Origin of the sequence: Bradyrhizobium sp. SZCCHNRI3043 (assembly GCF_032377735.1) — a bacterium.
Lineage (GTDB): Bacteria > Pseudomonadota > Alphaproteobacteria > Rhizobiales > Xanthobacteraceae > Bradyrhizobium.
The window spans coordinates 160035-186502 of sequence record NZ_JAUHID010000009.1; the positions used below are offsets into that span (position 1 = coordinate 160035).

27 protein-coding genes are annotated in these 26468 nt (G+C 65.6%); 19 read left to right on the forward strand and 8 right to left on the reverse strand.

The features are described from left to right. Positions 1 to 26 precede the first annotated feature (26 nt). From parC to QX124_RS19770, 5 genes are all read left to right on the forward strand, one after another. Positions 27 to 2279, forward strand: coding sequence for a DNA topoisomerase IV subunit A (gene parC / locus QX124_RS19750; RefSeq protein WP_315740238.1), 2253 nt, complete (start codon positions 27 to 29; stop codon positions 2277 to 2279). An 83-nt stretch (positions 2280 to 2362) separates the two neighbouring features. Next, positions 2363 to 3325: a cation diffusion facilitator family transporter gene (locus tag QX124_RS19755; RefSeq protein ID WP_315740237.1), complete on the forward strand. Its 963-nt coding sequence runs from the start codon at positions 2363 to 2365 to the stop codon at positions 3323 to 3325. 206 nt (positions 3326 to 3531) lie between these two features. Beyond that, positions 3532 to 3936 (forward strand): arsenate reductase (glutaredoxin), encoded by a 405-nt coding sequence (gene arsC / locus QX124_RS19760; RefSeq protein WP_315775174.1) that lies wholly within the window; start codon positions 3532 to 3534, stop codon positions 3934 to 3936. 37 nt (positions 3937 to 3973) lie between these two features. After that, complete coding sequence (locus tag QX124_RS19765; RefSeq protein WP_315798025.1) at positions 3974 to 5248, forward strand: adenylate/guanylate cyclase domain-containing protein; 1275 nt, start codon at positions 3974 to 3976, stop codon at positions 5246 to 5248. A 62-nt stretch (positions 5249 to 5310) separates the two neighbouring features. Then, the gene (locus QX124_RS19770; protein ID WP_315798026.1) at positions 5311 to 5745 is read left to right on the forward strand and encodes a universal stress protein; all 435 of its coding nucleotides are present in this window, start codon (positions 5311 to 5313) and stop codon (positions 5743 to 5745) included. Here the strand turns inward: QX124_RS19770 and QX124_RS19775 are convergent. Together QX124_RS19775 and QX124_RS19780 are read right to left on the reverse strand one after the other, a co-directional pair. Beyond that, positions 5742 to 6968, reverse strand: coding sequence for an MFS transporter (locus QX124_RS19775; protein WP_315798027.1), 1227 nt, complete (start codon positions 6966 to 6968; stop codon positions 5742 to 5744). The two genes, QX124_RS19770 and QX124_RS19775, sit on opposite strands and share 4 nt — an antisense overlap. 102 nt (positions 6969 to 7070) lie before the next feature. Then, the gene (locus tag QX124_RS19780) at positions 7071 to 7859 is read right to left on the reverse strand and encodes a class I SAM-dependent methyltransferase (protein ID WP_315740232.1); all 789 of its coding nucleotides are present in this window, start codon (positions 7857 to 7859) and stop codon (positions 7071 to 7073) included. A gap of 203 nt (positions 7860 to 8062) precedes the next feature. Here QX124_RS19780 and QX124_RS19785 point away from each other — a divergent pair, with 203 nt between their 5' ends. Further along, positions 8063 to 9439 (forward strand): Nramp family divalent metal transporter, encoded by a 1377-nt coding sequence (locus QX124_RS19785; RefSeq protein ID WP_315786322.1) that lies wholly within the window; start codon positions 8063 to 8065, stop codon positions 9437 to 9439. 95 nt (positions 9440 to 9534) lie between these two features. Here the strand turns inward: QX124_RS19785 and QX124_RS19790 are convergent, their stop codons facing one another. The 3 genes from QX124_RS19790 to hemB all read right to left on the reverse strand — a co-directional run bounded on the left by QX124_RS19790 (position 9535) and on the right by hemB (position 12196). Further along, positions 9535 to 10311 (reverse strand): arginyltransferase, encoded by a 777-nt coding sequence (locus QX124_RS19790; protein WP_315773141.1) that lies wholly within the window; start codon positions 10309 to 10311, stop codon positions 9535 to 9537. A gap of 91 nt (positions 10312 to 10402) precedes the next feature. After that, on the reverse strand, positions 10403 to 10936 hold the full coding sequence (locus QX124_RS19795) for an RDD family protein (RefSeq protein WP_315798028.1): 534 nt from the start codon (positions 10934 to 10936) through the stop codon (positions 10403 to 10405). Positions 10937 to 11134: 198 nt separating this feature from the next. Beyond that, complete coding sequence (hemB, locus tag QX124_RS19800; RefSeq protein WP_315758572.1) at positions 11135 to 12196, reverse strand: porphobilinogen synthase; 1062 nt, start codon at positions 12194 to 12196, stop codon at positions 11135 to 11137. Between the two features lie 215 nt (positions 12197 to 12411). Here hemB and QX124_RS19805 point away from each other — a divergent pair, with 215 nt between their 5' ends. The 13 genes from QX124_RS19805 (at position 12412) to QX124_RS19865 (ending at position 23439) form a co-directional block, all read left to right on the forward strand. Beyond that, entirely contained in the window at positions 12412 to 12879 is a 468-nt protein-coding gene (locus QX124_RS19805) for a DUF6163 family protein (RefSeq protein ID WP_315740227.1), read from the forward strand. Positions 12880 to 13239: 360 nt separating this feature from the next. Continuing rightward, positions 13240 to 13752, forward strand: a complete 513-nt coding sequence (gene ldtR, locus QX124_RS19810) for a transcriptional regulator LdtR (RefSeq protein WP_008962376.1) — start codon at positions 13240 to 13242, stop codon at positions 13750 to 13752. 206 nt (positions 13753 to 13958) lie between these two features. Next, positions 13959 to 14174: a hypothetical protein gene (locus QX124_RS19815; protein ID WP_315740226.1), complete on the forward strand. Its 216-nt coding sequence runs from the start codon at positions 13959 to 13961 to the stop codon at positions 14172 to 14174. Between the two features lie 26 nt (positions 14175 to 14200). Next, entirely contained in the window at positions 14201 to 14422 is a 222-nt protein-coding gene (locus QX124_RS19820; RefSeq protein ID WP_315711437.1) for a hypothetical protein, read from the forward strand. A 363-nt stretch (positions 14423 to 14785) separates the two neighbouring features. Then, positions 14786 to 14911: a hypothetical protein gene (locus QX124_RS19825; RefSeq protein WP_315775162.1), complete on the forward strand. Its 126-nt coding sequence runs from the start codon at positions 14786 to 14788 to the stop codon at positions 14909 to 14911. Between the two features lie 272 nt (positions 14912 to 15183). Next, positions 15184 to 16488, forward strand: a complete 1305-nt coding sequence (glyA, locus tag QX124_RS19830) for a serine hydroxymethyltransferase (RefSeq protein ID WP_315740224.1) — start codon at positions 15184 to 15186, stop codon at positions 16486 to 16488. 13 nt (positions 16489 to 16501) lie between these two features. Then, complete coding sequence (gene nrdR, locus QX124_RS19835) at positions 16502 to 16987, forward strand: transcriptional regulator NrdR (RefSeq protein WP_315798029.1); 486 nt, start codon at positions 16502 to 16504, stop codon at positions 16985 to 16987. After that, positions 16984 to 18135, forward strand: a complete 1152-nt coding sequence (gene ribD, locus QX124_RS19840; protein WP_315773142.1) for a bifunctional diaminohydroxyphosphoribosylaminopyrimidine deaminase/5-amino-6-(5-phosphoribosylamino)uracil reductase RibD — start codon at positions 16984 to 16986, stop codon at positions 18133 to 18135. Before nrdR ends, ribD begins: the two co-directional genes overlap by 4 nt. Continuing rightward, positions 18135 to 18743 (forward strand): riboflavin synthase, encoded by a 609-nt coding sequence (locus QX124_RS19845; RefSeq protein ID WP_315775156.1) that lies wholly within the window; start codon positions 18135 to 18137, stop codon positions 18741 to 18743. The genes ribD and QX124_RS19845 overlap by 1 nt, the downstream gene beginning before the upstream one ends. A gap of 182 nt (positions 18744 to 18925) precedes the next feature. After that, complete coding sequence (gene ribH / locus QX124_RS19850; protein WP_315798030.1) at positions 18926 to 19417, forward strand: 6,7-dimethyl-8-ribityllumazine synthase; 492 nt, start codon at positions 18926 to 18928, stop codon at positions 19415 to 19417. 1 nt (position 19418) lies between these two features. Continuing rightward, the gene (gene nusB / locus QX124_RS19855) at positions 19419 to 19928 is read left to right on the forward strand and encodes a transcription antitermination factor NusB (RefSeq protein ID WP_315798031.1); all 510 of its coding nucleotides are present in this window, start codon (positions 19419 to 19421) and stop codon (positions 19926 to 19928) included. A gap of 196 nt (positions 19929 to 20124) precedes the next feature. After that, positions 20125 to 21117, forward strand: coding sequence for a thiamine-phosphate kinase (thiL, locus tag QX124_RS19860; protein WP_315798032.1), 993 nt, complete (start codon positions 20125 to 20127; stop codon positions 21115 to 21117). A gap of 201 nt (positions 21118 to 21318) precedes the next feature. Continuing rightward, a complete protein-coding gene (locus tag QX124_RS19865; RefSeq protein ID WP_315740218.1) occupies positions 21319 to 23439 on the forward strand; it encodes a sodium-translocating pyrophosphatase in 2121 nt (706 codons plus the stop codon). A gap of 83 nt (positions 23440 to 23522) precedes the next feature. On the opposite strand, the gene QX124_RS19870 is transcribed toward QX124_RS19865, so the two are convergent. The 3 genes from QX124_RS19870 to QX124_RS19880 all read right to left on the reverse strand — a co-directional run bounded on the left by QX124_RS19870 (position 23523) and on the right by QX124_RS19880 (position 26449). Beyond that, entirely contained in the window at positions 23523 to 24605 is a 1083-nt protein-coding gene (locus QX124_RS19870) for a DUF2336 domain-containing protein (RefSeq protein ID WP_315798055.1), read from the reverse strand. A 218-nt stretch (positions 24606 to 24823) separates the two neighbouring features. Next, positions 24824 to 25831, reverse strand: coding sequence for a tripartite tricarboxylate transporter substrate binding protein (locus QX124_RS19875; protein ID WP_315798033.1), 1008 nt, complete (start codon positions 25829 to 25831; stop codon positions 24824 to 24826). 156 nt (positions 25832 to 25987) lie between these two features. After that, positions 25988 to 26449 carry an outer membrane protein assembly factor BamE gene (locus QX124_RS19880; RefSeq protein WP_315740216.1) on the reverse strand — a complete coding sequence of 154 codons (462 nt, stop codon included), beginning with the start codon at positions 26447 to 26449 and terminating at the stop codon, positions 25988 to 25990. Between the last annotated feature and the right edge of the window lie 19 nt (positions 26450 to 26468).

Genomic DNA, 26468 nt, shown 5'->3' on the forward strand with positions numbered 1-26468 from the left:
GCTAACCCACTGAAAGCTCAACGCGAATGGGAAAATCACTGATTCCGCCGGAACCAGCCGAGATTCACGAGGTGACGCTCCGGGATGCGCTGGAAGAGCGCTATCTCGCCTACGCGCTCTCGACCATCATGCACCGCGCACTGCCGGACGCGCGCGACGGCCTCAAGCCCGTGCACCGGCGCATCCTCTACGGCATGCGGCTGCTGCGGCTCGACCCGGGCACGGCGTTCAAGAAATCCGCCAAGATCGTCGGCGACGTGATGGGCTCGTTCCATCCGCATGGCGACCAGGCGATCTACGACGCGATGGTCCGCCTCGCGCAGGACTTTTCCTCGCGCTATCCGCTGGTCGACGGCCAGGGCAATTTCGGCAATATCGACGGCGATAATCCGGCGGCCTATCGCTACACCGAAGCGCGCATGACCGACGTCGCGCGGCTGCTGCTGGAAGGCATCGACGAGGACGGCGTCGAGTTCCGGCCGAACTATGACGGCCAGTCGAAGGAGCCGGTCGTACTGCCCGGCGGCTTCCCGAACCTGCTGGCCAACGGCGCCCAGGGTATCGCGGTGGGCATGGCAACTTCGATTCCGCCGCACAATGCCGCGGAGCTCTGCGACGCCGCGCTGCATCTGATCGAGAAGCCTGACGCCAAGTCGCGCGCGCTGCTGCGCTGGGTGAAGGGGCCGGACTTCCCGACCGGCGGCACCGTGATCGATTCCAAGGAGTCGATCATCGAGGCCTACACCACCGGCCGCGGCTCGTTCCGTGTCCGCGCCAAGTGGAAGCAGGAGGAGGGCAACCGCGGCACCTGGATCGTCGTCATCACCGAGATTCCCTATCTCGTGCAGAAGTCACGGCTGGTCGAGAAGATCGCAGAGCTGCTCAACGAGAAGAAGCTGCCGCTGGTCGGCGACGTCCGTGACGAGTCGGCCGAGGACGTGCGGCTCGTGATCGAGCCGAAGTCGAAGAACGTCGATCCGGCGCTGATGATGGAATCGCTGTTCCGGCTCACCGATCTCGAGAGCAAGATTCCGCTGAACCTCAACGTGCTGATCAAAGGCCGCATCCCCAAGGTGGTGGGCCTGGCCGAGTGCCTGCGCGAATGGCTCGACCATCTGCGCGACGTGCTGCTGCGGCGCTCGAACTACCGCAAGAAGCAGATCGAGAACCGGCTGGAGATTCTCGGTGGCTATTTGATCGCCTACCTCAACATCGACGAGGTGATCAGGATCATCCGCACCGAGGACGAGCCCAAGCCGGTGCTGATGAAGACGTTCAAGCTCACCGAGGTGCAGGCCGAGGCCATCCTCAACATGCGCCTGCGTAGCTTGCGCAAGCTCGAGGAAATGGAGATCCGCACCGAGGACAAGAATCTGCGCGGCGAGCTGAAGGGCATCAATGCGCTGCTCGGATCCGAGGAGCTGCAATGGGCCAAGGTCGGCGAGCAGGTCAAGACGGTCCGCGACATGTTCGGGCCGAAGACGCCGCTCGGCAAGCGCCGCACCAATTTCGCCGACGCGCCTGAGCACGATCTCGCCGCTATTGAAGAAGCCTTCATCGAGCGCGAGCCGGTCACCGTCGTCGTCTCCGACAAGGGCTGGGTGCGCACCTTGAAGGGCCACGTCGCCGACCTGTCGAACCTGCAGTTCAAGACCGACGACCAGCTCGGCCAGGCGTTCTTCGCCGAGAACACCTCCAAGGTGCTGCTGTTCGCCAGCAACGGCAAGTTCTACTCGCTGGACGTCGGCAAGCTGCCCGGCGGGCGCGGCCACGGCGAGCCGATCCGCATGTTCATCGATCTCGACCAGGACGCTTCGATCGTGTCGATGTTCGTCAACAAGGGGGAGCGCAAGTTCCTCATTGCCGCCTCGGACGGTCAGGGCTTCGTGGTCAAGGAGGAGGATTGTGTCAGCAACACCCGCAAGGGCAAGCAGGTGCTCAACGTGACCGCGCCGGCGGAAGCGCGCGCGATCACGACGGTCGCGGGCGATCAGGTCGCGGTCATCGGCACCAACCACAAGATGGTGGTGTTTGGGCTCGACCAGGTGCCGGAGATGGCGCGCGGCCGCGGCGTCCGGCTGCAGAAATACACCAGCGCGCAGCTCTCCGACGTCACCACCTTCGAGCAGAAGCAGGGACTGGCCTGGAAGGATTCCGCCGGCCGCGACCAGGGGCTGAGCTGGAAGGAGCTGGCCGACTACCGCGGCAACCGCGCCGATGCCGGGCGCATCGCGCAGGGGCTGCCGAAGTCGAACAAGTTCAACCGGCCGATCGAGTAGCGACGTAATAGTATCCGTCGAGCGGCCGTCTATATCAGGCAGCGGGCGATCGCGAGGTGCGCGATCGCCCGGGGGCACGTTGGATGGCGCACTCGCATTCTCATCATCACGGCCATGACCATTCCCATGATCATGGCCCCTCACATGCCCACGGCCATGCCGGCCACAGCCATGCGCCGGTGAGCTTTGGTGCGGCCTTTGCGATCGGCGTGTCGCTCAACACGGCCTTCGTCATCGCCGAGCTTGTGTTCGGCTATGCCGCGCATTCACTGGCACTGATCTCGGACGCCGTCCACAATCTGTCCGACGTGATGTCGCTGCTCCTGGCCTGGGGCGCCCTATGGCTGGCGGGCCGGCGGCCGACCGACCGCCATACCTACGGCTATCGCCGCGCCTCGATCCTGGCGGCGCTGATCAATGCGGGGCTGCTGCTGGTGGTGGTCGGCGGCATCGCCGTCGAGGCGTTCGATCGCCTGCGCAATCCGGGCGAGGTGGCCGGCACCACCGTGCTGTGGGTCGCCGCGCTCGGCATCGCCATCAACGGCGCCACCGCGATGATGTTCATGCGCGGCCGCGACACCGACCTCAACATTCGCGGCGCCTACCTGCACATGGCCGCCGATGCCGCCGTGTCGTTCGGCGTGGTCGTCGCGGCGCTGGTCACGATCTGGACGGGGTGGCTGTGGATCGATCCGGTGGTCAGCCTGGTCATCGCGCTCGTCGTGCTCCTGAGTGGCTGGGATCTCGCCCGCGACAGCGTCAATCTGGCGCTCGACGCCGTGCCGCGCGACATCGCGCTTCCGGAGGTGCGCGAATATCTCGCCTCCCTCGACGGCGTCAGCGAGGTGCACGACCTCCACATCTGGGCGATGAGCACCAACGAGACCGCGCTGACGGCGCATCTGGTACGGGCAGGCGGAACGGATGATGCATTCCTGCATCGCGTCTGCGCCGAGCTGTCACATCGCTTCAACATCCAGCATCCGACCCTGCAGATCGAGGCCGATGGCTGCGCCTGCAAGCTCGCTCCTGCCGACGTGGTGTGAGCCGCGATGGGTCAGCTCCCGCCAGCCAGTCTGCACAGCGCGCCGGCGATTTCCCTCGACCGGCGGAGTTCCCATTCCGGCCGGCGGCGGCGCCGTGGTAACAGTGACCATTTCCCGCATCGCGGCCGCACCATCAGGGACACGATGCGTGGGGTGAGACGCATGGCACGGGAATGTGCCTTTGGAACGCAACGACTGGACAGCCCATGCCCGTGACGATCTTTCACAATCCGGCCTGCGGCACGTCGCGCAACACGCTCGCGATGATCCGCGCCTCGGGTGAGGAGCCTGAGGTGATCGAATATCTGAAAAGCCCGCCGAGCCGCGAGCAACTGATTGCGCTGATCAACGCGATGGGCGTCAAGGTGCGCGACGTGCTGCGCGAAAAGGGCACGCCCTATGCCGAGCTTGGGCTGGGCGATTCCAAATGGACCGACGACCAGCTGATCGAGGCGATGCTCGCGCATCCGATCCTGATCAACCGGCCGATCGTGGTGACCAGCAAGGGCGCGCGGCTCTGCCGCCCGTCCGAACTTGTGCTCGACCTGCTCGATCATCCCGTCTCCTCCTTCACCAAGGAGGACGGCGAGGTGGTGAGCCGGCCTGCCTGAAGCTTTCCGGATCGTGACGCGTTGGTGAGCTGAAACCATGGACACGGCGACCCGTCTCGAAGTGGCGAACTGGCTCGTGGCTCAGAGCCTGACCGGCATGCCGGAAAATGAGATCCTGCGCGGCTTCTGCGAGCGCTGCCGCGTGGCCGGGCTTGAATTGTCGCGCAGCCTTGCGATCATCGATACGCTGCATCCGATTTTCGAGGGGCGTGGCTTCCGCTGGAACGATTTCGACACGAACGAAGCCGACAGCTTTGAATATGGCTCCAGCAATGAGGGAGAGGCGGCACAGAATTGGCGGCGCTCGGTCTTCCACCACATGCTGGAGAACGGCCATGACGAGTTCAGCATCGACTTCACGAATTGTGCGCATCTCGATTTTCCGGTCATCGAGGAGCTTTCCGCCCAGGGACATCGGCACTATCTCGCCTTCGTGCACCGGTTCGGGGAAGCCGGCACGCTCGGCCAGATGGACTGCTTCTATTCCAACTGGCTGACGCGACGTGACGGCGGCTTCACCGACACGCAGGTCGGCGCATTGCGCGACCTGGTCCCGCTGCTCGCGCTGACGATCAAATCCGCGCAGCAGGTCGATATCGTGCGAACCCTTGGCCGCGTCTATCTCGGCCGCGATGCGTCGGAGCAGGTGCTGCGCGGCCGGATCTCCCGCGGTGTCACCGAGCGCATCAATGCGGTGCTGTGGTTCTCCGACCTGCGCAGTTCGACCGCGATCAGCGAGAGCATCTCGCCGGACGAGATCATCCCGCTGCTCAACGACTATGCGGAGGCATCGATCGACGCGATCTACGAGGCGGGCGGCGACGTGCTGAAGCTGATCGGCGACGGCGTGCTGGCGATCTTCACCGGCGGCGACATGACCTCGGCCCGTCACGCTGCGCTGCGCGCCGAGCATCGCTTTCGGCTGAACATCATGAAGCTGAACGCGCGGCGCGCCGGCGAGGGACGGCCCGTCACCTCGGCCTATGTCGGCCTGCATGTCGGCGAGGTGTTCTACGGCAATATCGGCAGCGAGGACCGGCTCGACTTCACCGTCGTGGGACCGGCCGTCAACGAGGTCAGCCGCATCGCCTCGATGTGCCGCTCGGTCGATCGCGAACTGTTGGCATCCTCCGAGTTCTGCGAGGGGCTCGACGACGAAGGTCGCCGCTATCTGGTGTCGACCGGACGCTACGCGCTGCGCGGCATCGGCCGCGCGCAGGATCTCTTCACGCTCGATCCGGAACTTGCCGGCAGCGCATCGGCCACGCGGGCCTACGAGAACTACCTGGCGGACGAGATGTCGCACCCTTGACCCACGTCAATGCCCCGCAGAAGCGAGTCTGCCCAGCATCCTCTGCCGGGAGGTGAAAGCTCATGTACAAACATATTCTGCTGCCGACCGATGGGTCCGACCTTTCCAAGGCCGCAATCAAGCACGGTGTCGCGCTCGCCAAGGCGACCGGAGCCAGGGTCACGGCGTTGGTGGTGTCGACGCCGCTGCATTCGCTGGTCGTCGATCCCCACGCTGCGACCAAGGCGCTTGCGCAATACAAGTCGCTGGTGGCCGATCAGACCGCGAAATACCTCGATCATGTGAAGGACGACGCGGAGCAGGCCGGCGTCGCCTGCGCCACGCTCTGCGTCGAGCACGACAAGCCCTATGAGGCGATCGTCGAGACCGCCCGCAAGCAGCATTGCGATCTGGTGCTGATGGCCTCGCATGGGCTGCGCGGCGTCTCGGCGATCCTGGGCAGCGAGACCTTGAAGGTGCTGACGCATTCCACCGTGCCGATCCTGGTCTATCGCTAGGCGGGCTGCGGCTCCGGCTGGCGCGCGATCGCGACGACCGGCGAGGCGAGGATAACGAGCGCCTGCAGGCCGAAGATGGCGGCGACGAGGTAGAGACACATGTCGGCGCCGTAACGGCCCCCGACGACCGCGCCGAGCAGCGAGCCCAGCGGACGGGCGCCGTAGCTCAGGATGTTGATGGCCGACACCCGCCCGAGCAGGCCCGCCGGAGTCACCGACTGCCGCAGCGTCGTGGTCGAGATCACCCAGAGGATCGGCCCGGCGCCGAGCAGGAAGAAGCTGAGGGCGGCAAGGTAGGGCGAGGGGACGAACGTGGTCAGTGCCATGATGAGCGCCGCGGCGAAGCCGGTGACGGGGCCGAGCCCGATGACGGTGCCGAACGGTAGCCGCCGCATGATGCGCGTCGCCAGCAGCGCGCCGCACACCATGCCGACGCCGAACATCGACAGCACCGTGCCGACGCCTCCCGCCGACAGGCCGAGCCGGTGCACCGCATAGGGCACGAACACCGCGAGCAGCAGGAAATGCGCGGTGTTGAAGATGAACTGGGTGACGAACACCGGCCGCAGCAGCGGATGATGCAGCACGAAGGCGGCGCCTTCGCGGATGTCGGCGAGCGGATGGCGGCGCGGCACCGGCACACGGGCGGGCTCGGCGATGCCGGCCAGGCACATGGCTGCGATCAGCGAGAGCGCCGCGGCGCAGCCGAAGGCCGGAGCGCCGCCGATCCAGCCGACCAGTATGCCGCCCAGCGCGGGCCCGGTGGCAAAGGCGATGGTGCGGGCAAGCTCGATGCGCGCATTCGCGGACGCCAACTGGGCCGGGGCGACGAGGCTCGGCACCAGGGCAGGCGCTGCGACGCTGAACGCGACCGTGCCGCACACCGCCGCGAATCCGAGCGCCGCCAGCAGCGGCAGCGTGAGCGCGCCGGACGCGAAGGCGATGAGGATCGCGAGCAGCGCGAGCGCGCGAAGCGTCTCTGCCAGGGCCATCAGCAGCCGCCGCGGCATCCGGTCGGCGAGCAGCCCCGCGGGGATCGCGAACAGCACGAAGGGCGCGGTCAGCGCCGTCTGCAGCAGGCCGGTCGCGCCCTCGCCAACGCCGAGGGCGAGCACCGCGACGATCGGTGCTGCGGCGAGCGCGATCTGCTCGGCCGATTGCGCGGTGAGGTTCGACCAGGCGAGGCGGTGGAAGCCGGCGGGCAGGGCGGGAGAAGGAGGCATGAAGAGGAACCTGATGTGATGATGCGGCCATCATCACCACGCCGCCTCCTTGCGCCCACCCGCTTCCTGATCTCCGGTATCGGCCGTCGTGCTGCGGACGGCCTATGCCGCGGTCGGTGCCTCGGCCAATCCCCATTCCGGGGGCAGCGTGCGGAACGCCAGATGGGTGCCGGCATTCAGCGGCGCCGTCTTGAAGCCGAACCGGTGCCAAGCCAGCGCCAGCGCATGCTGGGTGTAGATCGAGATGTGGCCGTTGCGCGGCGCGATGTACCACCAGGACATGCCCTGGCTGTCGAAGTCGTCCGGCTGGGTCAACGTCGAGTAGAACACCGCGCCCGGTTCGGCCACGCAGGCCGCCATGGCTCCGATCGTCGCCAGCGGATCGGGCACGTGCTCCAGCGTCTCGAAGCAGGTGACGAGATCGAACTTGCGATCGGGGCGGGTGGCGTGCTCGGCCACCATCGGATCATAGGTGACCGCTTCCGCAAAGCCTTGAGCACGCAGGCCGGTGCAGAACACGTCGTTGCCGCCGCCGAAGTCGAGCACCCGCATGCCGGCCTTGTGTGGCGCCCAGAAGCGGGCGACGGCCGCCGCATTGTCGGTCGGGCGCTTGACCCGATAGTCGGGATCCACGGCTTCGTAGCCGTCGTTGTAGATGTGGGTCTTGAACTGCTCGATGCTCCAGTCGTCGAAGGCGTCGGTGAACAGAAAGCCGCAGTCCGCGCAGCGCCGGTAATAGATGGGCACACCCGAGAGCGGCGCGCGATACGCATGCGCCGTCTGGCATGGGCGGTTCATGTCGACGACGCCGTAGAGGTCGGCAGGACCGTCACAGATCTTGCAAGGAACAGGCGCGTTGGAGATCGGTCGGAGGCCAAGGTTGGCAGACATGTTGGATCCGGTCAGTGGGGAGACGGGGACCCGGCCGCGCCGATTCGTGTGTGCTTCAGGCGCTCTCGCGAATCGGCAAGGGCGAGCAGCTGCCATGATGGAATGGTATTGGATTAATACCAACGCTCGCGGGCACCAGCCTGCAGCGCTCCTCTACTTGCAAATCAGTTGCATTAAAGGTCGGTTTCGTTCAGGATAGCGGAATGGACGCAAAACCGTCAGATCTTTCGCAACTGCAAGCCTTGGTTCAGCCCAGCGACAGCCGCTCCGGCTGGCGCGGTGAGCGCGGTGAGCCCTCTCTCGGCGACATGTTCGCGACGGTGCGAACCGCAACCAAGGGGTCGCTCTGGCGAAAGCTGCTCGCCTTTCTCGGACCCGGCTATCTGGTCGCGGTCGGCTACATGGACCCCGGCAATTGGGCGACCTCGCTCGCCGGCGGTGCCAAGTTCGGCTACGTGCTATTGTCGGTCGCGCTGCTGTCCAACCTGATGGCGATCGTGCTGCAGTCGCTGTGCACCCGGCTCGGCGTCGCCACCGGCCGCGACCTGGCCCAGGCGTGCCGCGATTCGACGCCGCGCTGGGTTTCGTTGCCGCTGTGGCTGTCGGCGGAGATCGCGATCACGGCCACCGACCTCGCCGAGGTGATCGGTACTGCGATCGGTCTCAGCCTGCTGTTCGGGCTGCCGCTGTCGATCGGCGTCTGCGTCACCGCGCTCGATGTCTTCCTGATCCTGGCGCTGCAGGCCTTCGGCTTCCGTTGGATCGAGGCGTTCGTGGTCGCGCTGCTCGGCATCATCGCGCTGTGCTTCGCGATCCAGATCGCGATGGCGCAGCCGGACTGGGCCGAGGTGGTGAAGGGCTTCGTCCCCAGCGGACAGCTGGTCGCCAACCCGGAGATGCTCTATCTGGCGCTCGGCATTCTCGGCGCTACCGTGATGCCGCACAATTTGTATCTCCACTCGGGTCTGGTCCAGACCCGCGGCTACGGTGACAGCCCAGAGGACAAGCGCGAGGCGATCACGCTCTCCACGATCGATTCGACCATCGCGCTGTGCCTTGCGCTGACCATCAACGCCTCGATCCTGATCCTGGCGGCGGCGACGTTCCACCGGACCGGACAACGCGACGTCGCCGAGCTTGATCAGGCGCATTCCTTCCTGGCGCCGCTGCTCGGGTCGACGCTGGCACCGACGCTGTTTGCGATCGCGCTTTTGTGCTGCGGCCTGAATTCGACGATCACCGCGACCCTGTCCGGTCAGATCGTGATGGAAGGCTTTCTTCACTGGCGGATCGCGCCCTGGCTGCGCCGGCTGATCACCCGCATGATCGCAATCGTGCCGGCCGTGGTGGTGACGATCTGGGCCGGCGAGAAGGCCACCGGGCAGCTCCTGATCCTCAGTCAGGTCGTGCTCAGCCTGCAATTGCCGTTCGCGATCGTGCCGCTGGTGCTGCTCACCGCGAGCCGGGCCAAGATGGGGCAGTTCGTGGCGCCGCGCTGGCTGACGGCGCTCGCGACCTTGATCGCGGTGGTGATCATCGCGCTCAATACCAAGCTGGTGTGGGATCTGGCCACGGGATGATGAGGAGAGGCGAATAGCGAAGGGGAAAAGCGAATAGGGACGTTCGAAGCTTCGAAGCGCTCTATTCGCCACTCCCCATTCGCTATTCGCCTCCTCTAGTCCTGCGGCTCGGGCGCGGTGTCGCCTTCGGCATCCACGCGCAGCCAGCCGGCAGCCGCGAGACGTTGTTGCGGCAGATAGCGACTCTTGTAGTCCATCTTCTTCGAACCCTCGATCCAGTAGCCCAGATAGACGTAGGGCAGGCCCTGGCGCCGCGCCCGGGCGATGTGGTCGAGGATCATGAAGGTGCCGAGCGAGCGGGTGGTCTCCGAGGGGTCGAAGAACGAGTACACCATCGACAGGCCGTCGCTGAGCACGTCCGTCAGCGCCACTGCGACCAGTTCGCCGCTGCGGGCATTCGGACCGTTGCTCAGATTGCGGCGGCGGTACTCGATGATTCGTGTCTCGACATGGCTGTCCTCGACCATCATGGCGTAATCGAGCACCGTCATGTCGGCCATGCCGCCATGACGATGGCGCTGATCGAGATAGCTGCGGAAGATCGAATATTGCTCGGAGGTCGGCACGGCGCTGCGCTGCTCGCCGACCAGATCGGAATTGCGCGCGAGCACCTTGCGGAAGTTGCGCGAGGGGCGGAATTCGTTGGCGATCACGCGGACGGACACGCAGGCCCGGCATTGGTCGCAGGCCGGCCGGTAAGCGATCGACTGGCTGCGGCGGAAGCCGCCATGGGTCAGGAGGTCGTTGAGATCGGTCGCCTTGTCGCCGACCAGATGCGTGAACACCTTGCGTTCCTGCCGCCCCGGCAGATAGGGGCAGGGCGAGGGCGCGGTCAGGTAGAATTGCGGGGTGTCACGCGAATGCTGGGTCAAGGAACGTCGTGAGCCTCCGAGGCGATCATCAACAGAATTGCGCTCCGGAGGCGGCCGGTCAATCGCTTTTGCAGTGCCACCGGACGTCTCATCAGGTGCGAGCCGGTTCAGTCAGTTGCGAGCGCACGGACGTGTTGATCACGACGGTACCGAGCACGAAATCGTGCAGCAGCCGGCGGCGGCTGTTGAACAGTCCGATCAGCAGCACGAACGGCGACAACGCCGAGACCGAGACCCAGAAGCAGACCGCGTGCACGGCACCGAGCACGAAATAGCCCGGCGCGCCATACCAGGTCCGTACCTCCAGATCCATCACCCGCATGCCGATCGTCGCCGAGTTCGGCCCGCCGATCGTTGCGCCGTAGTAGACGATGGCCCAGATCACCGCAGCCGGCGACACCAGCCAGAACAACGCCCAGCCGAGACCCAGCGTGATCACGCCGAACACGGCAATGAAGATCACCGCCAGGATCACCGGGACCGAGAGCACCAGGAGATCGATCAGGAACGCAATCATCCGCCGCGTCAGCACGCCGCGAAACAATTCCGGCTGCTGATAGGGATCGTAGGCGTGTGGCCGAGCACCGGGACCGCCATTGCTATCGCCTGAACCCATATACGCCATGAATAAGCCCTCCGGATTGGCACCCAGGACATGGGAACCCCTCTTGCGCTTGCAAGGGCTGTTCTTGCACGGGGCGCGGCAAATTTCCGGCCATTTCGCGACTTGTAAGCCAGAACTTCGCGAGCCGGCGGCCCGCGCAGGCGAAAGGAGCGGCGCGCTCAAGGAGCGTGGGGGTCTTGGAAAGATCCCAGCGCCTCCTCAACGCTGCTGCCGCAGCCGCTCGGCAGCTTGCGGGGCGAAATAGGTGAGCACGCCGTCGGCGCCGGCGCGCTTGAACGCCAGCAGGCTTTCCATCATCGCCCGGTCGCCGTCGATCCAGCCATTGTTGGCGGCGGCCGTGATCATCGCGTATTCGCCCGACACCTGATAGGCGAAGGTCGGCATGCTGAACGTGTCCTTCACGCGCCTGACGACGTCGAGATAGGGCATGCCCGGCTTCACCATCACCATGTCGGCGCCCTCGGCGATGTCGAGCTCGACCTCGCGCAGCGCCTCGTCGGAGTTGGCGCTGTCCATCTGATAGGTGCGCTTGTCGCCGGTCAGCGTCTTGGCCGAGCCGATCGCGTCGCGGAACGGGCCGTAGAAGGCGGAGGCATATTTGGCCGCATAGGCCATGATCTGCACGTCGAGGAAGCCGGCTTGATCCAGGGCCTGGCGGATCGCGCCGACCCGGCCGTCCATCATGTCCGACGGCGCGATGATGTCGCAGCCGGCCTCGGCCTGGACCAGGGCCTGGCGCACCAGCACGGCGACCGTCTCGTCGTTGAGAATGCGGCCGTCCTTGATGAGGCCGTCATGACCGTGGCTGGTGAACGGATCGAGCGCGACGTCGCAGAGCACGCCGATCTCCGGGAACTCCTTCTTGATCGCACGCACCGCCTGGCAGACCAAATTGTCCGGGTTGCAGGCTTCGGAGCCGTGCTCGTCGCGCAGCGACGGCTCGGTATAGGGGAACAGCGCGATGCAGGGAATGTCGAGCTTGGCGGCACGCTCGGCATCGCGGACGATCTCGTCCACGCTCAGCCGCTCCACGCCCGGCATCGAGGCGACGGTGCTGCGGGTCCGGTCGCCCTGCACCACGAACAGGGGCCAGATCAGGTCGTCCGTCGTCAGCACGTTCTCGCGCACCAGCCGGCGTGCCCACTCGGCCTTGCGGTTGCGGCGGGGACGGATGGTGAGGTCGAGCGCCGGCGTCAGTCCAGTGGCCGGATTGCGCGCGGTGTCGCGCAGGTCGATCGGGCGCCCGAATTTGATCGCCATGAGGGCTGGCTCCTTGCTGACCGGCGAGCCGGATTTTGACTTGTTGTAATTCCAACAATCTGTAGCACTTTGCCCGTCGCCCGTCACTTGACCTGACGCAAGCGGCCCGGTTGATTTCCGGCCCGGTTGATTTCACGGTCCGGCCGGCCAAGAATCGCCATGCTCCTGGTCTTGAGAGGCCCCAATGACGACCCGCCTGTTCTGCTCGAGCTGCCATGGCTGAGATTCCCTCGGCGCGAGATCTGGCGCGTGACAACGCCGCCATGTCGATTGCCGCCATGTCCTCGGATCGGCGCGAGAGCGACGACAATGTCTGGACGCGGCGGCTCGTGCTGTTCCTGCGGGTCATGGCCATGCTCTCGATTGCCAAGGGCCTTTACCATTGGGCCCAGGTGACCGGCTTCATCGGCGGCGAGGACGACGCGTTCGAGAACCAGGCGATGGCCTGGCAGGCCGCGACGGTCTATTTCGCGGTGATCGAGCTCGTCGCCGCCGTGGGCCTGTGGCTGGCCACGCCGTGGGGCGCGGTGGTGTGGCTCACCACGGTCGTCTCGATGGCGGTCATCGAGCTCATGTTCCCGGGCATCTATGGCGGCAATCTGCTGGTGGTCGCGGGCGAGGCGGTCATGCTCGCCGCCTACCTCGTACTGGCCTGGATGGCGGCCCGGGAGCGGCCACCATAGGTCGTGCGGAAAATTCGTTGCACGCTGTAAATCTTTTCAGCGCGATGCAAGTAATGTTTCGAACACCTTAAGAGCGTCCGCCACAGCTGTTACAGAGACCTTAGCAGCGCTACCCAAGCGTGTTTTGTAATGCGACAGGTGGGTGAAACGAACCGCGAACATCGTCCCTCGACCGTCAACGGACTCTTGCAAAAGCCTCTGTAATTACTGAATTAAAAGAGGATTCACTCTCCGCGATTCATTCTCTCTTTATGCTCTTATTTAAGGCGATCTTCAAAGCACGCCCCTTAAGTTCGTTCTATCAGACGGGACAAAAGTTTCGTCGAATAAGTCGACAAAAACGACGACAGGGGAAGTGTCATGATGAAAGCCGTTGCGACGGCCGTGGAGACTGCTGCGCCGGGCCAGGGCGGCACCGTGCAGTCGCTCTATCTGGAAGCACTGACGCTGGTGGAGCGGCTGCATCGCCGTCTGCTCGACGTCATCAAGGACGAGTTCGACCGCCGTGGTCGTTCCGATATCAATTCGGTCCAGGCGCTGCTGCTCTACAACATCGGCGACAAGGAGCTGACCGCGGGCGAGCTGCGCACGCGCGGCTACTATCTCGGCTCCAACGTCTCCTACAACCTGAAGAAGCTGGTCGAGCTCGGCTTCCTCGATCACCAGCGCTCGCGCGTCGATCGCCGCTCGGTCCGCATCCGCCTGACCCCGCAGGGGCAGGAGATCCGCCGCATCGTCGACTCGCTGTATCAGAAGCACGTCAAGACCGTAGAGCAGGTCGGCGGCATTTCGAGCGAGGAGTTCTCCACGCTCAACAAGTCGCTGCATCGTCTCGAGCGGTTCTGGACCGACCAGATCCTGTATCGCCTCTGAGCCAGTCTCACCGTTTCGGCTGAGCCGGCTCAGACATCGAGAGCCAAGACCGGACAGCCATTGATCGTCTGGAAGTCGTTCTTGCGCCGGCCCCTTCGGGCCGGCGTTTTCTTGTTCGCCTTGGCAAAAACCTTGGCAAAAACCCCGGTCCGAATTGGAACCAATCGAGGCTCCTGGGCTTATGTCCCTGGACCGGAGGTCGGACCATGCTGCACGATGCCGGAATGCAAGTCATGAACGTGGCGATGGTTGGGGATGCCTATGCCATCGCCTCCAACTATCTGCGTCTCTCCGGCGAGCTGCCAGAGGAGTTCGCGCCGAACGAGAGACTTGTCGACATCATCGTTCAGCTGATTCACCGCGGAGAATTCAACAAGCTCAAGCTCGCCAACAAGGCGATCTCGATGTTCAAGTCTGCCTGACGGCCTGACGTTCAAGAGGGGATGATATGGAAGCCGCCATCGATCGCATCATGCACACTTACGACCTGCTGGCGAACCGCACCGCCGCGGCGAGCGACGAGGCGCGCCGCAAGGTGAGCGCCTATATCCAGACCTTGTTCGAAGCCGGCGAGCGCGATCCGCACCGCCTGACGGTATGCGGCCTGACCTATCTGCGTCAGCTCGATGGCCGCGTCGATCCGGTGAAGGCGGGCTACACCGGCCTTTGATTTCTTTCGGTGCGGCATTGCTCGCCGCGCGCTTGCCTCACAACCTGTATGAGACCGTCCGGTTTCATGCAGGTTGTTTGTATTTGGGGGGCGATGCATTTGGTGTCCCGAGTCATTGTCGTGGCAGGAATCTTGGCCTTCGCGTGCGGTGAGCTGAGCCTGCCCACGAAGAGTATGGCTGAGACGGTTTGACCCCAGAAGGGACCGAACAGTCGAGAAGCACTGGCCAGAATAGGCGCCTGCGCAGCGACGACGATCACGAAAATTGCTGATCGGTTTGATGAGCCGCTGTCGCCTACCCCGTTCAAGCGCGGCGAGAAGCGCGGCAAGTATGGTGATCCCATTATGGATCCGGGGACGCACGTGCTGTACCAGAGCGGTGCCGAGCAGATCGACGCAGAGTGGAACGCCGCCGTGGCCCATTCCAAACTGGGCGATCCCGTGCCTCTGCACCGTCTGGAAGCCGAAGAATTGCCCGCCCGGCGATGATCGGGGGCGAATCTACAAGGCGACCAATCTCCGGACCAAGGAAACGTGGCAGATGTCGGAAAGCTGGCACTCCTGCGGCGGGGCTTGAGCAGGGCTTGCTCTGGACCTCGTCCACCATATCTGGCGCAAATATCCGGTTTGACCCGCAACCGCTTGGCCTGTCCCTTGGCCTGCCGCCGCCCATATGGTAAGGGCAGGGGTCTTTTCCGACCGACTTCACTGAACCGACCGCAGGCCACCTAAGGCCTTGCGGACGTGGAGATATTCCGCCGATGACCGCTTCCAGCGCCAAGCCCGCCTCGTCAGTCGATTCCTTCTTCTCCGCCACCCTGGCCGAGGCCGATCCCGAGATCGCCGCCGCCATCAAGGGTGAGCTCGGTCGGCAACGACACGAGATCGAGCTGATCGCCTCGGAAAACATCGTCAGCCGGGCGGTCCTGGAGGCCCAGGGCTCGGTGATGACCAACAAGTACGCGGAAGGGTATCCGGGCGCGCGCTATTATGGCGGCTGCGAATGGGTCGACGTCGCGGAGAACCTCGCGATCGACCGCGCCAAGAAGCTGTTCGGCGCCAATTTCGCCAACGTCCAGCCGAACTCCGGCAGCCAGATGAACCAGGCCGTGTTCCTGGCGCTCCTGCAGCCCGGCGACACCTTCATGGGCCTCGACCTCGCCGCCGGCGGCCATCTCACCCACGGCTCGCCGGTCAACATGTCCGGCAAGTGGTTCAAGGCCGCGCATTACACGGTCCGCCGTGACGATCATCTGATCGACATGGATGCGGTCGCCAAGCAGGCCGAGGAGGTCAAGCCGAAGCTGATCATCGCCGGTGGCAGCGCCTACTCGCGCCCGTGGGACTTCAAGCGCTTCCGCGAGATCGCAGACCACGTCGGAGCCTACCTCCTGGTCGACATGGCGCACTTCGCCGGTCTCGTCGCCGGCGGCGTACATGCCTCGCCGGTGCCGCATGCCCACGTCACGACGACCACGACCCACAAATCGCTGCGTGGCCCGCGCGGCGGCCTGATCCTCTGGAACGACGAGGCGCTGACCAAGAAGCTGAACTCGGCGATCTTCCCGGGCCTGCAGGGCGGTCCGCTGATGCATGTGATCGCGGCCAAGGCGGTGGCCTTCGCCGAGGCGCTGCGGCCGGAGTTCAAGACTTACGCGAAGAACATCGTCGAGAATGCGAAGGCGTTGGCGGAATCGCTGCGCGCGCACGGCTTCGACATCGTCTCCGGCGGCACCGACAACCATTTGATGCTGGTCGACCTCCGGCCCAAGGCCCTGAAGGGCAACGTCTCGGAGAAGGCGCTGGTCCGCGCCGGCATCACCTGCAACAAGAACGGCATCCCGTTCGACCCCGAGAAGCCGTTCGTCACCTCGGGCCTGCGTCTCGGCACCCCCGCGGCGACCACCCGCGGCTTCGGCGTCGCCGAATTCCAGCAGGTCGGCAGCCTGATCGCCGAGGTGCTGAACGCGATCGCACAGGCGCCGGACGGCAGCGCGCCGCTGGTGGAAGCTGCGGTCAAGGAGAAGGTGAAGGCGCTGACCGACCGGTTCCCGATCTATCAGTAAGGCTTAACGCGAAATGCGCTGCCCGAGCTGCAACAGTCTCGATACGCAGGTGAAGGACTCCCGCCCCACCGAGGATTCCTCGGTGATCCGGCGGCGGCGGGTCTGCGTCGCCTGCAATTTCCGCTTCACGACCTTCGAGCGGGTGCAGCTGCGCGAACTGACCGTGATCAAGCGCAACGGCCGCCGCGTGCCGTTCGACCGCGACAAGCTGATGCGCTCGGTGCAGATCTCCTTGCGCAAGCGCTCGGTCGATCCGGAGCGGGTCGAGAAGATGGTGTCGGCGATCGTGCGGGAGCTCGAGAGCGGTGGCGAGTCGGAGGTGTCCTCGGAGGCGATCGGCGAGATCGTGATGGAGCATCTGCGCGATCTCGACGACGTGGCCTATGTCCGCTTCGCCTCGGTCTACCGCAATTTCCGCGAGGCCAAGGACTTCGAGGCCGTGCTCGGCGAGCTCTCGGCGGAGGACGAAGCACCGCGCCTCGCGCCGGTCCGCAAATGATCTTCCGGGTTCTGGTCGATCAGGTCGGCGAGAAGCTGAAGGCTCAGAAGGACGCCGACCGCCGCTTCATGCAGCTCGCGCTGACGCTCGGCCGCCGCGGGTTGGGGCGGACCTGGCCCAATCCCGCCGTCGGTGCCGTGGTGGTCAAGGACGGCGTGATCGTCGGCCGCGGCTGGACCCAGCCCGGTGGACGTCCTCATGGCGAGCCCGAGGCGCTGCGCCGTGCCGGGGAGGCAGCCAAAGGCGCCACGCTCTACGTGACGCTGGAGCCGTGCTCGCATGTCGGCAAGTCGCCGCCTTGCGTGGACGCGGTTATCGCAGCCGGAATCAGCCGCGTCGTCTCGGCGATCGAGGATCCCAATCCGGAGGTCGCAGGGCAGGGACATGCGAAGCTCCGCGCCGCCGGCATCCAGGTCGAGGTCGGCCTCTGCTCGGCGGACGCCAAGCGCGACCATTCGGGTCATTTCCGACGCATCCGCGACGGGCGGCCGCATGTGATCCTGAAGCTTGCCGTCTCGGCCGACGACAAGATTGCAGCCGCGGGCAACACGCCGGTCGCGATCACCGGCGAAGCGGCGCGGACGCGCGTGCATGTGTTGCGTGCCCAGAGCGACGCGATCCTGATCGGCGTGCGCACCGCGATCGCCGACGATCCGCTGCTGACCTGCCGGCTGCCCGGCATGGAATCCCGCTCGCCGGTCCGTGTCGTGCTCGACCCCGTCCTGCGCCTCCCGACCGCCAGCCGTCTGGTGCAGTCAGCGCGGACGACGCCGCTTTGGCTCGTTGCCTCTGAGGTGGCGGAGCCCGCCGCAGCGACCAAGCTGGGGGCCGCCGGCGCGCAGGTGATCCGCCTGCCGCCGCAGGTCGCACCGTCGGCACTGGAGCCACCCGCCGTGCTCAAGGCGCTCGCCGAGAAGGGCATCACCCGTTTGATGATCGAAGGCGGCAGCCGCGTCGCATCATCTTTCATGGCAAGTGGCCTGGTCGATGAAATCTGGCTGCTGCGTGGTCCCGGGGAGATCGGAGCGGACGGGATCGCTGCGCTGGATGCATTGCCGCTGACCGCAATCACGCAGTCGCCGGCCTATCGCGTTCGTGCTAGCGAAACGCTCGATCCCGACACCCTTACGATTTACGAGCGCGCGTAATGTTTACCGGCATCGTCACCGACATCGGCGAGATCGTCAGCCTGACGCCGCGGACCGAGGGCAAGCTGCACCGGCTGCGCATCGCCTGCAGCTACGACCAGGCCACGATCGCCGACGGCGCGTCGATCGCCAACAACGGCGTCTGCCTCACCGTCGTGCAGTCGGGCCTCACCGACGGCAAGACCTGGTTCGAGGTCGATGCCGCCGCGGAGACGCTGGCGCTGACCACGGCCAAGCACTGGCGCGTCGGAACGAAGCTGAACCTGGAACGGGCGCTGAAGATCGGCGACGAGCTCGGCGGTCACATCGTCTCGGGTCATGTCGACGGTATTGCGACCATCGTCAGCCGCGACGACCTGCCTGATATGGCGCGGTTCGTGCTGAAGACAACGCGGGATCTGGCGCGCTTCATCGCCACCAAGGGCTCAGTCACCCTCGACGGTGTCTCGCTCACGGTCAACACCGTCGACGAACTGGCCTTCTCGGTGCTGATCATTCCGCATACGCTGTCGGTCACCACGCTGTCGTCCTGGCAGGCCGGCGGCGAGGTCAATCTCGAGGTCGACCTGATGGCGCGCTATGCCGCGCGCCTCACGGAAATGAAGTAGCCTCGAAGGGGGCTTTCCGTCTTGGCTTTGCGGGCGCTGGCGCCTACAAGGCCAGCCCTGATTGCGAGGAGGCGCTGATGTGTCGTCTCGCAGCATGAGGCCGATTTCATCTCGCCCTTCGCGAGGCGGCCGGATGGCCGCTCCCTTGGGACGAGGCACCTGAAGACAATGGAAACAGAACCATGGCAGACGCACGGCGCGCGCCGCTCAAAGACCAGACCGACATCTCCGGCGCCCGGGCGCTGATCGTCGAGGCCCGCTTCTACGACGATCTTCAGGATGCCCTGCTGGAGGGCGCCACCGCCGAGCTGAAGGCGGCGGGCGTGGGCTATGATGTTCTCACGGTCACTGGATCGTTGGAGATTCCGGCGACCATTGCCATTGCGCTCGATGCGGCCGCCAAGAACAGCAAGCCCTATGATGCGGCGATCGCGCTCGGTTGCGTCATCCGCGGCGACACCATCCATTTCGAGATCGTGTCGCAGGAGTCCTCGCGGGCGCTGATGGACCTGTCGGTGGCGCGCGGCCTACCGCTCGGCAACGGCATCCTGACGGTCAACACCGAGGACCAGGCCTGGGCGCGTGCCCGCGTCTCGGAAATGAACAAGGGCGGCGATGCTGCGCGGGCCGCGCTCGCCGTGCTGCGCATCAAACGCCGTCTGGCGCGAGGCTGAGATGGCCGAGAGCAGCAACAAACCGTTCAAGGGCCCGGTCAGAGCAAACGATCGGAAGGCCAACCGGCGCGGCGCGGCGCGGCTTGCCGCCGTGCAGGCGCTCTACCAGATGGACATCGCCGGCGCCGGCATCAACGACGTGCTGGCCGAGTTCGAGAGCCACTGGCTCGGCAACGAGGTCGAGGGCGAGCAGTATCTGCCGGCCGAGGCCGCCTTCTTCCGCGACATCGTCTCCGGCGTGGTGCGCGACCAGACCAAGATCGATCCCGTGCTGGACAATGCGCTGGAGCGCGGCTGGCCGCTGCAGCGGATCGAGGCGATCTTGCGCGCGGTGCTGCGTGCCGGCGCCTATGAGCTGGAGCGGCGCAAGGACATTCCGGCGCGGGTCGTCGTGTCCGAATATGTCGACATCGCCCATGCCTTCGTCGAGCGCGACGAGACCGGCATGGTCAACGCCGTGCTGGAGCAACTCGCCCGGCAATACCGAGCCGACGAGATGGGGCCGAAGTAGCGATGGGGGGCGCCGGAGCACGATCGCTGCGAACCGGCGCGATGCCAGTCTCTTTCCTCGACTGTCATCACCCGCGACGGCGGGTGATCCCGTATTCCAGAGACGTTCAAGGGATACGGAAGGGCCGCGGCGTACTGGATCGCCCGGTCGAGCCGGGCTATGACAGCAGAGTGTGCAAAGTGTGGGGGACGAGCGCGTGACCCACAACCCCTCCGGCGAAGACTCCCTGATCGCCCGCTATTTCAAGCCGCTGGCGACCGACCCCGGCGCCTTCGGCCTCGTCGACGATGCCGCGATCATTCCGGCCAATGGTGACGACATCGTCGTCAAGACCGACGCCATCGTCGAAGGCGTCCATTATCTCGCCAGCGATCCCCCCGACACCGTCGCGCGCAAGGCGCTGCGGGTGAACCTGTCCGATCTCGCCGCCAAGGGCGCCGTGCCCACCGGCTTCGTCCTGACGCTGGCGCTGCGCGAGAAGGACGAGGCGTGGCTGTCGGAGTTCGCGCGTGGCCTCGGCGAGGACGCGGCTGCGTTCGGCTGTCCGCTGCTCGGCGGCGACACCGTGTCGACGCCGGGGCCGGTGATGATCTCGATTGCAGCCTGGGGACGGGTGCCCAGGGGCCGGATGGTGCATCGCTTCGGGGCGCGTCCCGGCGACCGGGTGATGGTCACGGGAACGATCGGTGATGCCGCGCTCGGCCTGCGCATCCTGACGGGCACAGCGGAGGCCGCGGCGCTGGCCGATGATCCCGCCGCGCGGGATATGCTGATTGGCCGCTATCGCACGCCGCAGCCGCGCAATGCCCTGGCCGCGGCCGTGAGAGACTACGCGACCGCCTCGATGGACGTCTCCGATGGCCTCGCGGGCGACCTGACCAAGCTCTGCGCCGCCTCTTCCGTGAGCGCCGACATCACGCTGTCACACATTCCACGATCGCCGGCGGCGGCGAAGCTGCTCGCTGTCGGGGCCGCGCAGCTGGAAAGCATGATCTCCGGCGGCGACGATTACGAGATCCTCTGCACTGTTCCCGCAGCGCAATGCGCAGCGTTCCGTGGCGCAGCCGAGACGGCGGGCGTTGCCGTCACCGACATCGGCGCCATCGTCGAAGGAACGCGAGCCCCGCGCTTCCTGGACGGACAGGGCCGTCCAGTCACACTGACGCGTTTGTCCTTCAGCCACTTCTGACACCTATTTGCACCGCACAATGCGACCAAAGAAGCGTCTGAATTTGGAGCGGTTCAGGCGTCGCGGCGTTGCGTCATCATGGCGATTTTGGCAAGCTTCATGATGTTCGAGGCGGCTCCGCCCGGGGCTGCCTGACAGGGGGCGTGCGTCGCACCAGCGCGGCGTGACGTAGTTAGAAAAGCAAAGAGCCGAGGAAACTAAATGTCAGCTTTATGGGTGATCGTGCTCTGCGGAGCGCTGTCGATCGTCTATGCGATCTGGGCCACACAATCGGTGCTCAGCGCAGACGCCGGCAATGCGCGCATGCAGGAAATCGCGGCGGCCGTGCGTGAGGGCGCGCAGGCCTATCTTCGCCGCCAATACATGACGATCGGAATCGTCGGTGTCGTGATCTTCGTGCTCCTTGCGTATTTCCTCGGCATGCTCGTCGCGATCGGCTTCGCGATCGGCGCGATCCTCTCCGGCGCGGCTGGCTTCATCGGCATGAACGTGTCGGTGCGCGCCAACGTCCGCACGGCACAGGCGGCCATCACCTCGCTCGCCGGCGGCCTCGAACTCGCCTTCAAGGCCGGCGCCATCACCGGTCTGCTCGTGGCTGGTCTCGCGCTGCTCGGTGTCACCATCTATTTCGGCATCCTGACCGGCTTCATGAAGCTCGCGCCCGACAGCCGCACCGTGATCGATGCGCTGGTCGCGCTCGGCTTCGGCGCCTCGCTGATCTCGATCTTCGCCCGTCTCGGCGGCGGCATCTTCACCAAGGGCGCCGACGTCGGCGGTGATCTCGTCGGCAAGGTCGAAGCCGGCATCCCGGAGGACGATCCGCGCAACCCCGCGACCATCGCCGACAACGTCGGCGACAACGTCGGTGACTGCGCCGGCATGGCCGCCGACCTGTTCGAGACCTATGCGGTGACCGCGGTCGCCACCATGGTCCTGGCGGCCATCTTCTTCGCCAAGTCGTCGCTGCTGACCAACATGATGACCCTGCCGCTCGCCATCGGCGGCATCTGCATCATCACCTCGATCGCAGGCACCTTCTTCGTCAAGCTCGGCGCCAGCCAGTCGATCATGGGCGCTCTCTACAAGGGCCTGATTGCGACCGGCGTCCTGTCGCTCGGTGGCGTGGCGCTGGCCATCGCCTGGCTGATCGGCTTCGGCAAGCTCGACGGCGTCGACTACACCGGCACGGCGCTGTTCATGTGCGGCGTGGTCGGCCTGGTCGTCACCGGCCTCATCATCTGGATCACCGAATACTACACCGGCACCGACTTCCGCCCGGTGAAGTCGATTGCGGCGGCCTCGGTGACCGGCCACGGCACCAACGTCATCCAGGGCCTCGCCATCTCGATGGAGTCGACCGCGCTGCCTGCGATCGTCATCATCGCCGGCATCCTGGTCACTTATAGCCTGGCCGGCCTGTTCGGCATCGCGATCGCCACCACGACCATGCTCGCTCTGGCCGGCATGATCGTCGCGCTCGACGCCTTCGGCCCGGTCACCGACAATGCCGGCGGCATCGCCGAGATGGCCGGTCTGCCGAAGGAGGTCCGCAAGTCCACCGATGCGCTCGACGCGGTCGGCAACACCACCAAGGCGGTCACCAAGGGCTACGCGATCGGCTCGGCCGGTCTCGGCGCGCTGGTGCTGTTCGCCGCCTATAACCAGGACCTCCAGTTCTTCATCGCGGATTCGGCGCACCATCCCTATTTCGCGGGGATCAAGCCGGACTTCTCGCTGAACAACCCTTATGTCGTGGTTGGTCTGCTGTTCGGCGGCCTGCTGCCGTATCTGTTCGGCGCGATGGGCATGACCGCGGTCGGCCGTGCGGCCGGCGCGATCGTCGAGGAGGTGCGGCGTCAGTTCCGCGAGAAGCCGGGCATCATGCAGGGCACCGACAAGCCTGACTACGGTAAGGCGGTTGACCTGCTGACCAAGGCGGCGATCAAGGAGATGATCATCCCCTCGCTGCTGCCGGTGCTGTCGCCAATCGTCGTGTACTTCCTGATCTACGCCATCGCGGGCGGCGGCGCAGCCGGCAAGTCGGCGGCGTTCTCGGCCGTCGGCGCCATGCTGCTCGGCGTCATCGTCACCGGCCTGTTCGTCGCGATCTCGATGACCTCGGGCGGCGGCGCCTGGGACAACGCCAAGAAGTACATCGAGGACGGCCACTACGGCGGCAAGGGCTCGGATGCTCACAAGGCGGCGGTGACGGGTGACACTGTCGGCGACCCCTACAAGGACACGGCCGGCCCCGCGGTGAACCCGATGATCAAGATTACCAACATCGTGGCCCTGCTGCTGCTGGCGATCCTCGCGCATTGAGCGGGGCGATGTCCTGACCAATAAAGGCCCCGCGGCGCGAGCCGCGGGGTTTTTCATTGTCTCTCGTTGTGTCGTGACGCCGACTATTCCGCCGCGCGCTGCCGCGCCCGATACGACTGCAGCGTGCTCTGCGCCATGCGCGGCTGCATTTGCGAGAAGCTCGCCAGATGCTGGTCGAGCTGTGGGCGTGCGCTGCCGCTGGCGCTCGCCTGCATGAACAGCAGCGTCGTGGTCGTGACCCAGGACAAATCGAGCGCCTTGGCGAGCACCAGGAGCTGGTCCGGCTGCTTGCGCACGAAGGCGCGCTCGACCACGTCGAGCGGCAGCTTGCACATCAATGACAGCGCCAGCGTGACCTTGTCGAAGCTGGCTTCCTTGGCGAAGCCGTGCAGCTGCGCCTCGTGGAGCTGGCCGGTCGCATGCAGCAGTTCGACATAGTCCTTGGCGGTGACGAAATCGGCCGAGCGCGTCCGCGCGGCGGCCTGCAGACGGTCCGAAGCCTGCGCCACGGCGAGCTCGACGATCTCGGTCCGCGCCGCATCAGCGCTGGCGAGCTGGCTGCGCACCGCGTCGGAGGCTTCGACGAACAGCCGGACCAGCACCTCGCGTGGGCTGTCGGGTCGGCTCCAGAGCTTCAAGGCGAGGCCGGGATCTTCGGATGCCTTCGTCACCAGGCCGGAGAAGCCGTGATCGGAGAAGCGCGCGCCGCCATTGTTGGCGGTGTTCGAAACGACGGCCTGATTGCCGCGATCGACCAGAACGTCGGTGACGGATTCCGTGAGGATCTTGCGGTTGGAGATCGCGAGCAGATGCTCCTGGCCCCGGGTCTGCGCGGTCGCGACCAGGGTCTCGTCGTCGAGCCGTTCGCTCTGGCGCAGCACGGAACCTGCCACCGCGATCGTCTCGTCGCTGGCGAGCAGCCGGAGCAGCCGCGGCGGTGCGTCAGGCAGCACCGCGAGCCGGCTGCCGAGCTGCGCCCGCGCCGCAATGGCGACGTTGTCGAGCAGCTTGAACAGCACGTGGTCGAACAGATCGACATGTTCTTCGGTGAACTTGCCCGAGCCCACGACGAACAGGTCGGTGACGCGCTCCAGGATCTCGGCGCGCCGCGACACGTATCGGCTGGCGAGAATGTCTTCGAGCTGGTGGAGAACGCTGTTGGGCAAGGCACGGCTCATGCGATGGACATCGCCGGCGCCTGCCCCTCGGACGGTGATCGGACCGCATCCACGCGAGGTCGTCGGCCCGGCATCGGCTGATGGTATCTCGCAACCAGATCAAGGACGCGCGGCCGCCATCTATCGCACCATCCCGCTTAAGGTGCCGTTACACCACGAACCCTATTCCAATGCTCCACCGAGACGCGGCGCCGCCGGGCCCAGGGCTACTTCACGTCCATCTGCAGGCCTTCCTTCTGGATGATCGACGCGAACTTGGCTGTCTCGGCCTGGACGAAGTCGCCGAACTGCTGCGGCGTGCCGTAGTCGGCGCGGGCGCCCATGGCCGCGATGTTCTTAGCGATGTCCTCACGCGCGAGCATCGCCTTGACCTGCAGGTTGAGCGCACTGACGATCTCCGGCGGGCAGGCCTTGGGCAGGAACACGCCGAACCAGGACGACACGTCGAACTTGGCCAGCTCCGGCGCGCTTTCGCGCATCGTCGGCAGGTCGGGCGCATTGGCGCTGCGCTCCGGCGTGGTGACGCACAGGCCAGTGAGCTTGCCGTCCTGCACCTGCGGCAGCGACGGAAACAGATTGTCGAACAGGATCTGGATGTCGCCGGCGAGCGCGGCCTGCAGCGCGGGGCCGGCGCCGCGGAACGGGATGTGCGTCATCTTCAACCCGGTGAGCTGCAGGAACCAGGCGCCGGTGAGATGCGGGCTCTGGCCGACGCCGGACGAGCCATAGTTGAGCTTGTCGGGATTGGCCTTGAGGTAGGCGATCAGCTCGGGGATCGACTTGATCCCGGTCGACGGATGTGCCGAGACGATGTTCGGGATGCGGATCATGTTGGACACCGCCTGCAGCTGATCCGGCTTGTAGGCGAGGTTGCGGAAGATCGAATAGGCGATCGCGTTGGGACCGGGATTGCCGATCAGGATCGTGTACCCGTCCCCCTTGGTGTTGCGCGCGACCTCGGCGGTGCCGATCGTGCCGCCACCGCCGGAGCGATTCTCGACCACCGCCGATTGTCCCCAAACCGTCTGCAGATGCGCGGCCAGCAGCCGTCCCATCACGTCGGTGCTGCCGCCGGGCGCGGCGGGCACGATCAGCTTGATCGTCTCGGTCGGACGCCAGTCGGCGAGACTCGTGCGCGGCAGAATGGCGGCGGTCGACAGCGCTGCGGCTCCGGACAGAAGCCTGCGGCGCGACAGCGCGATGCTATGAGCCAATGATTCCTCCCTGCTCTTGTTTTGCAGCAGGGTAGGGAAGATTGCAGCGCCAGAGCAAGCAGGCCAATTGCGCGCGAGCTGCGCAATTCAGCGCAGCGGTCCGGCTTTGTGCCGTGGCCCGGAATCACATTCCGGGCTGCGGCGATCGTGTCGGGATCAGTTGAAGCTGAGCAGCTTGAACAGCGGTGTCAGGTAGCTGAGCTCCTGGCCGGAGGTCGGCGTGGTGCGGCTGACGAAGTCGAAGATCTTGCCGTCCTTCATGCCGTAATTGGCGAGCCGCCGGACCTGGCGGTTCTTGTCGAAATAGATCGCGATGACGCGCTGATCGACCACCTTCTGGTTCATGAAGGCGACAGGGCGCTCGGCGCGCTGGGAGATGTAGTAGAATACCTCGCCGTCGAGCGTCGCCACCGTCGACGGCGTGCCCATCACGATCAGCACCTGGTCCTGGCTGGCGCCGATCGGGATCTGCTCCAGCGCGCCGGGGGGCATGATGTAGCCCTTCTGGAACTGCTCGCCGGTGCAGGCGGCCAGCGCCAGACAGGTCAGCGCGATCGCGCCGGCGGTGCGCAGTCGGGTGCTCAGGCCGCGGGAGAGCAGGCGGGCAGTCGTTCGCATTGTCTGGGTCATCTTCTTC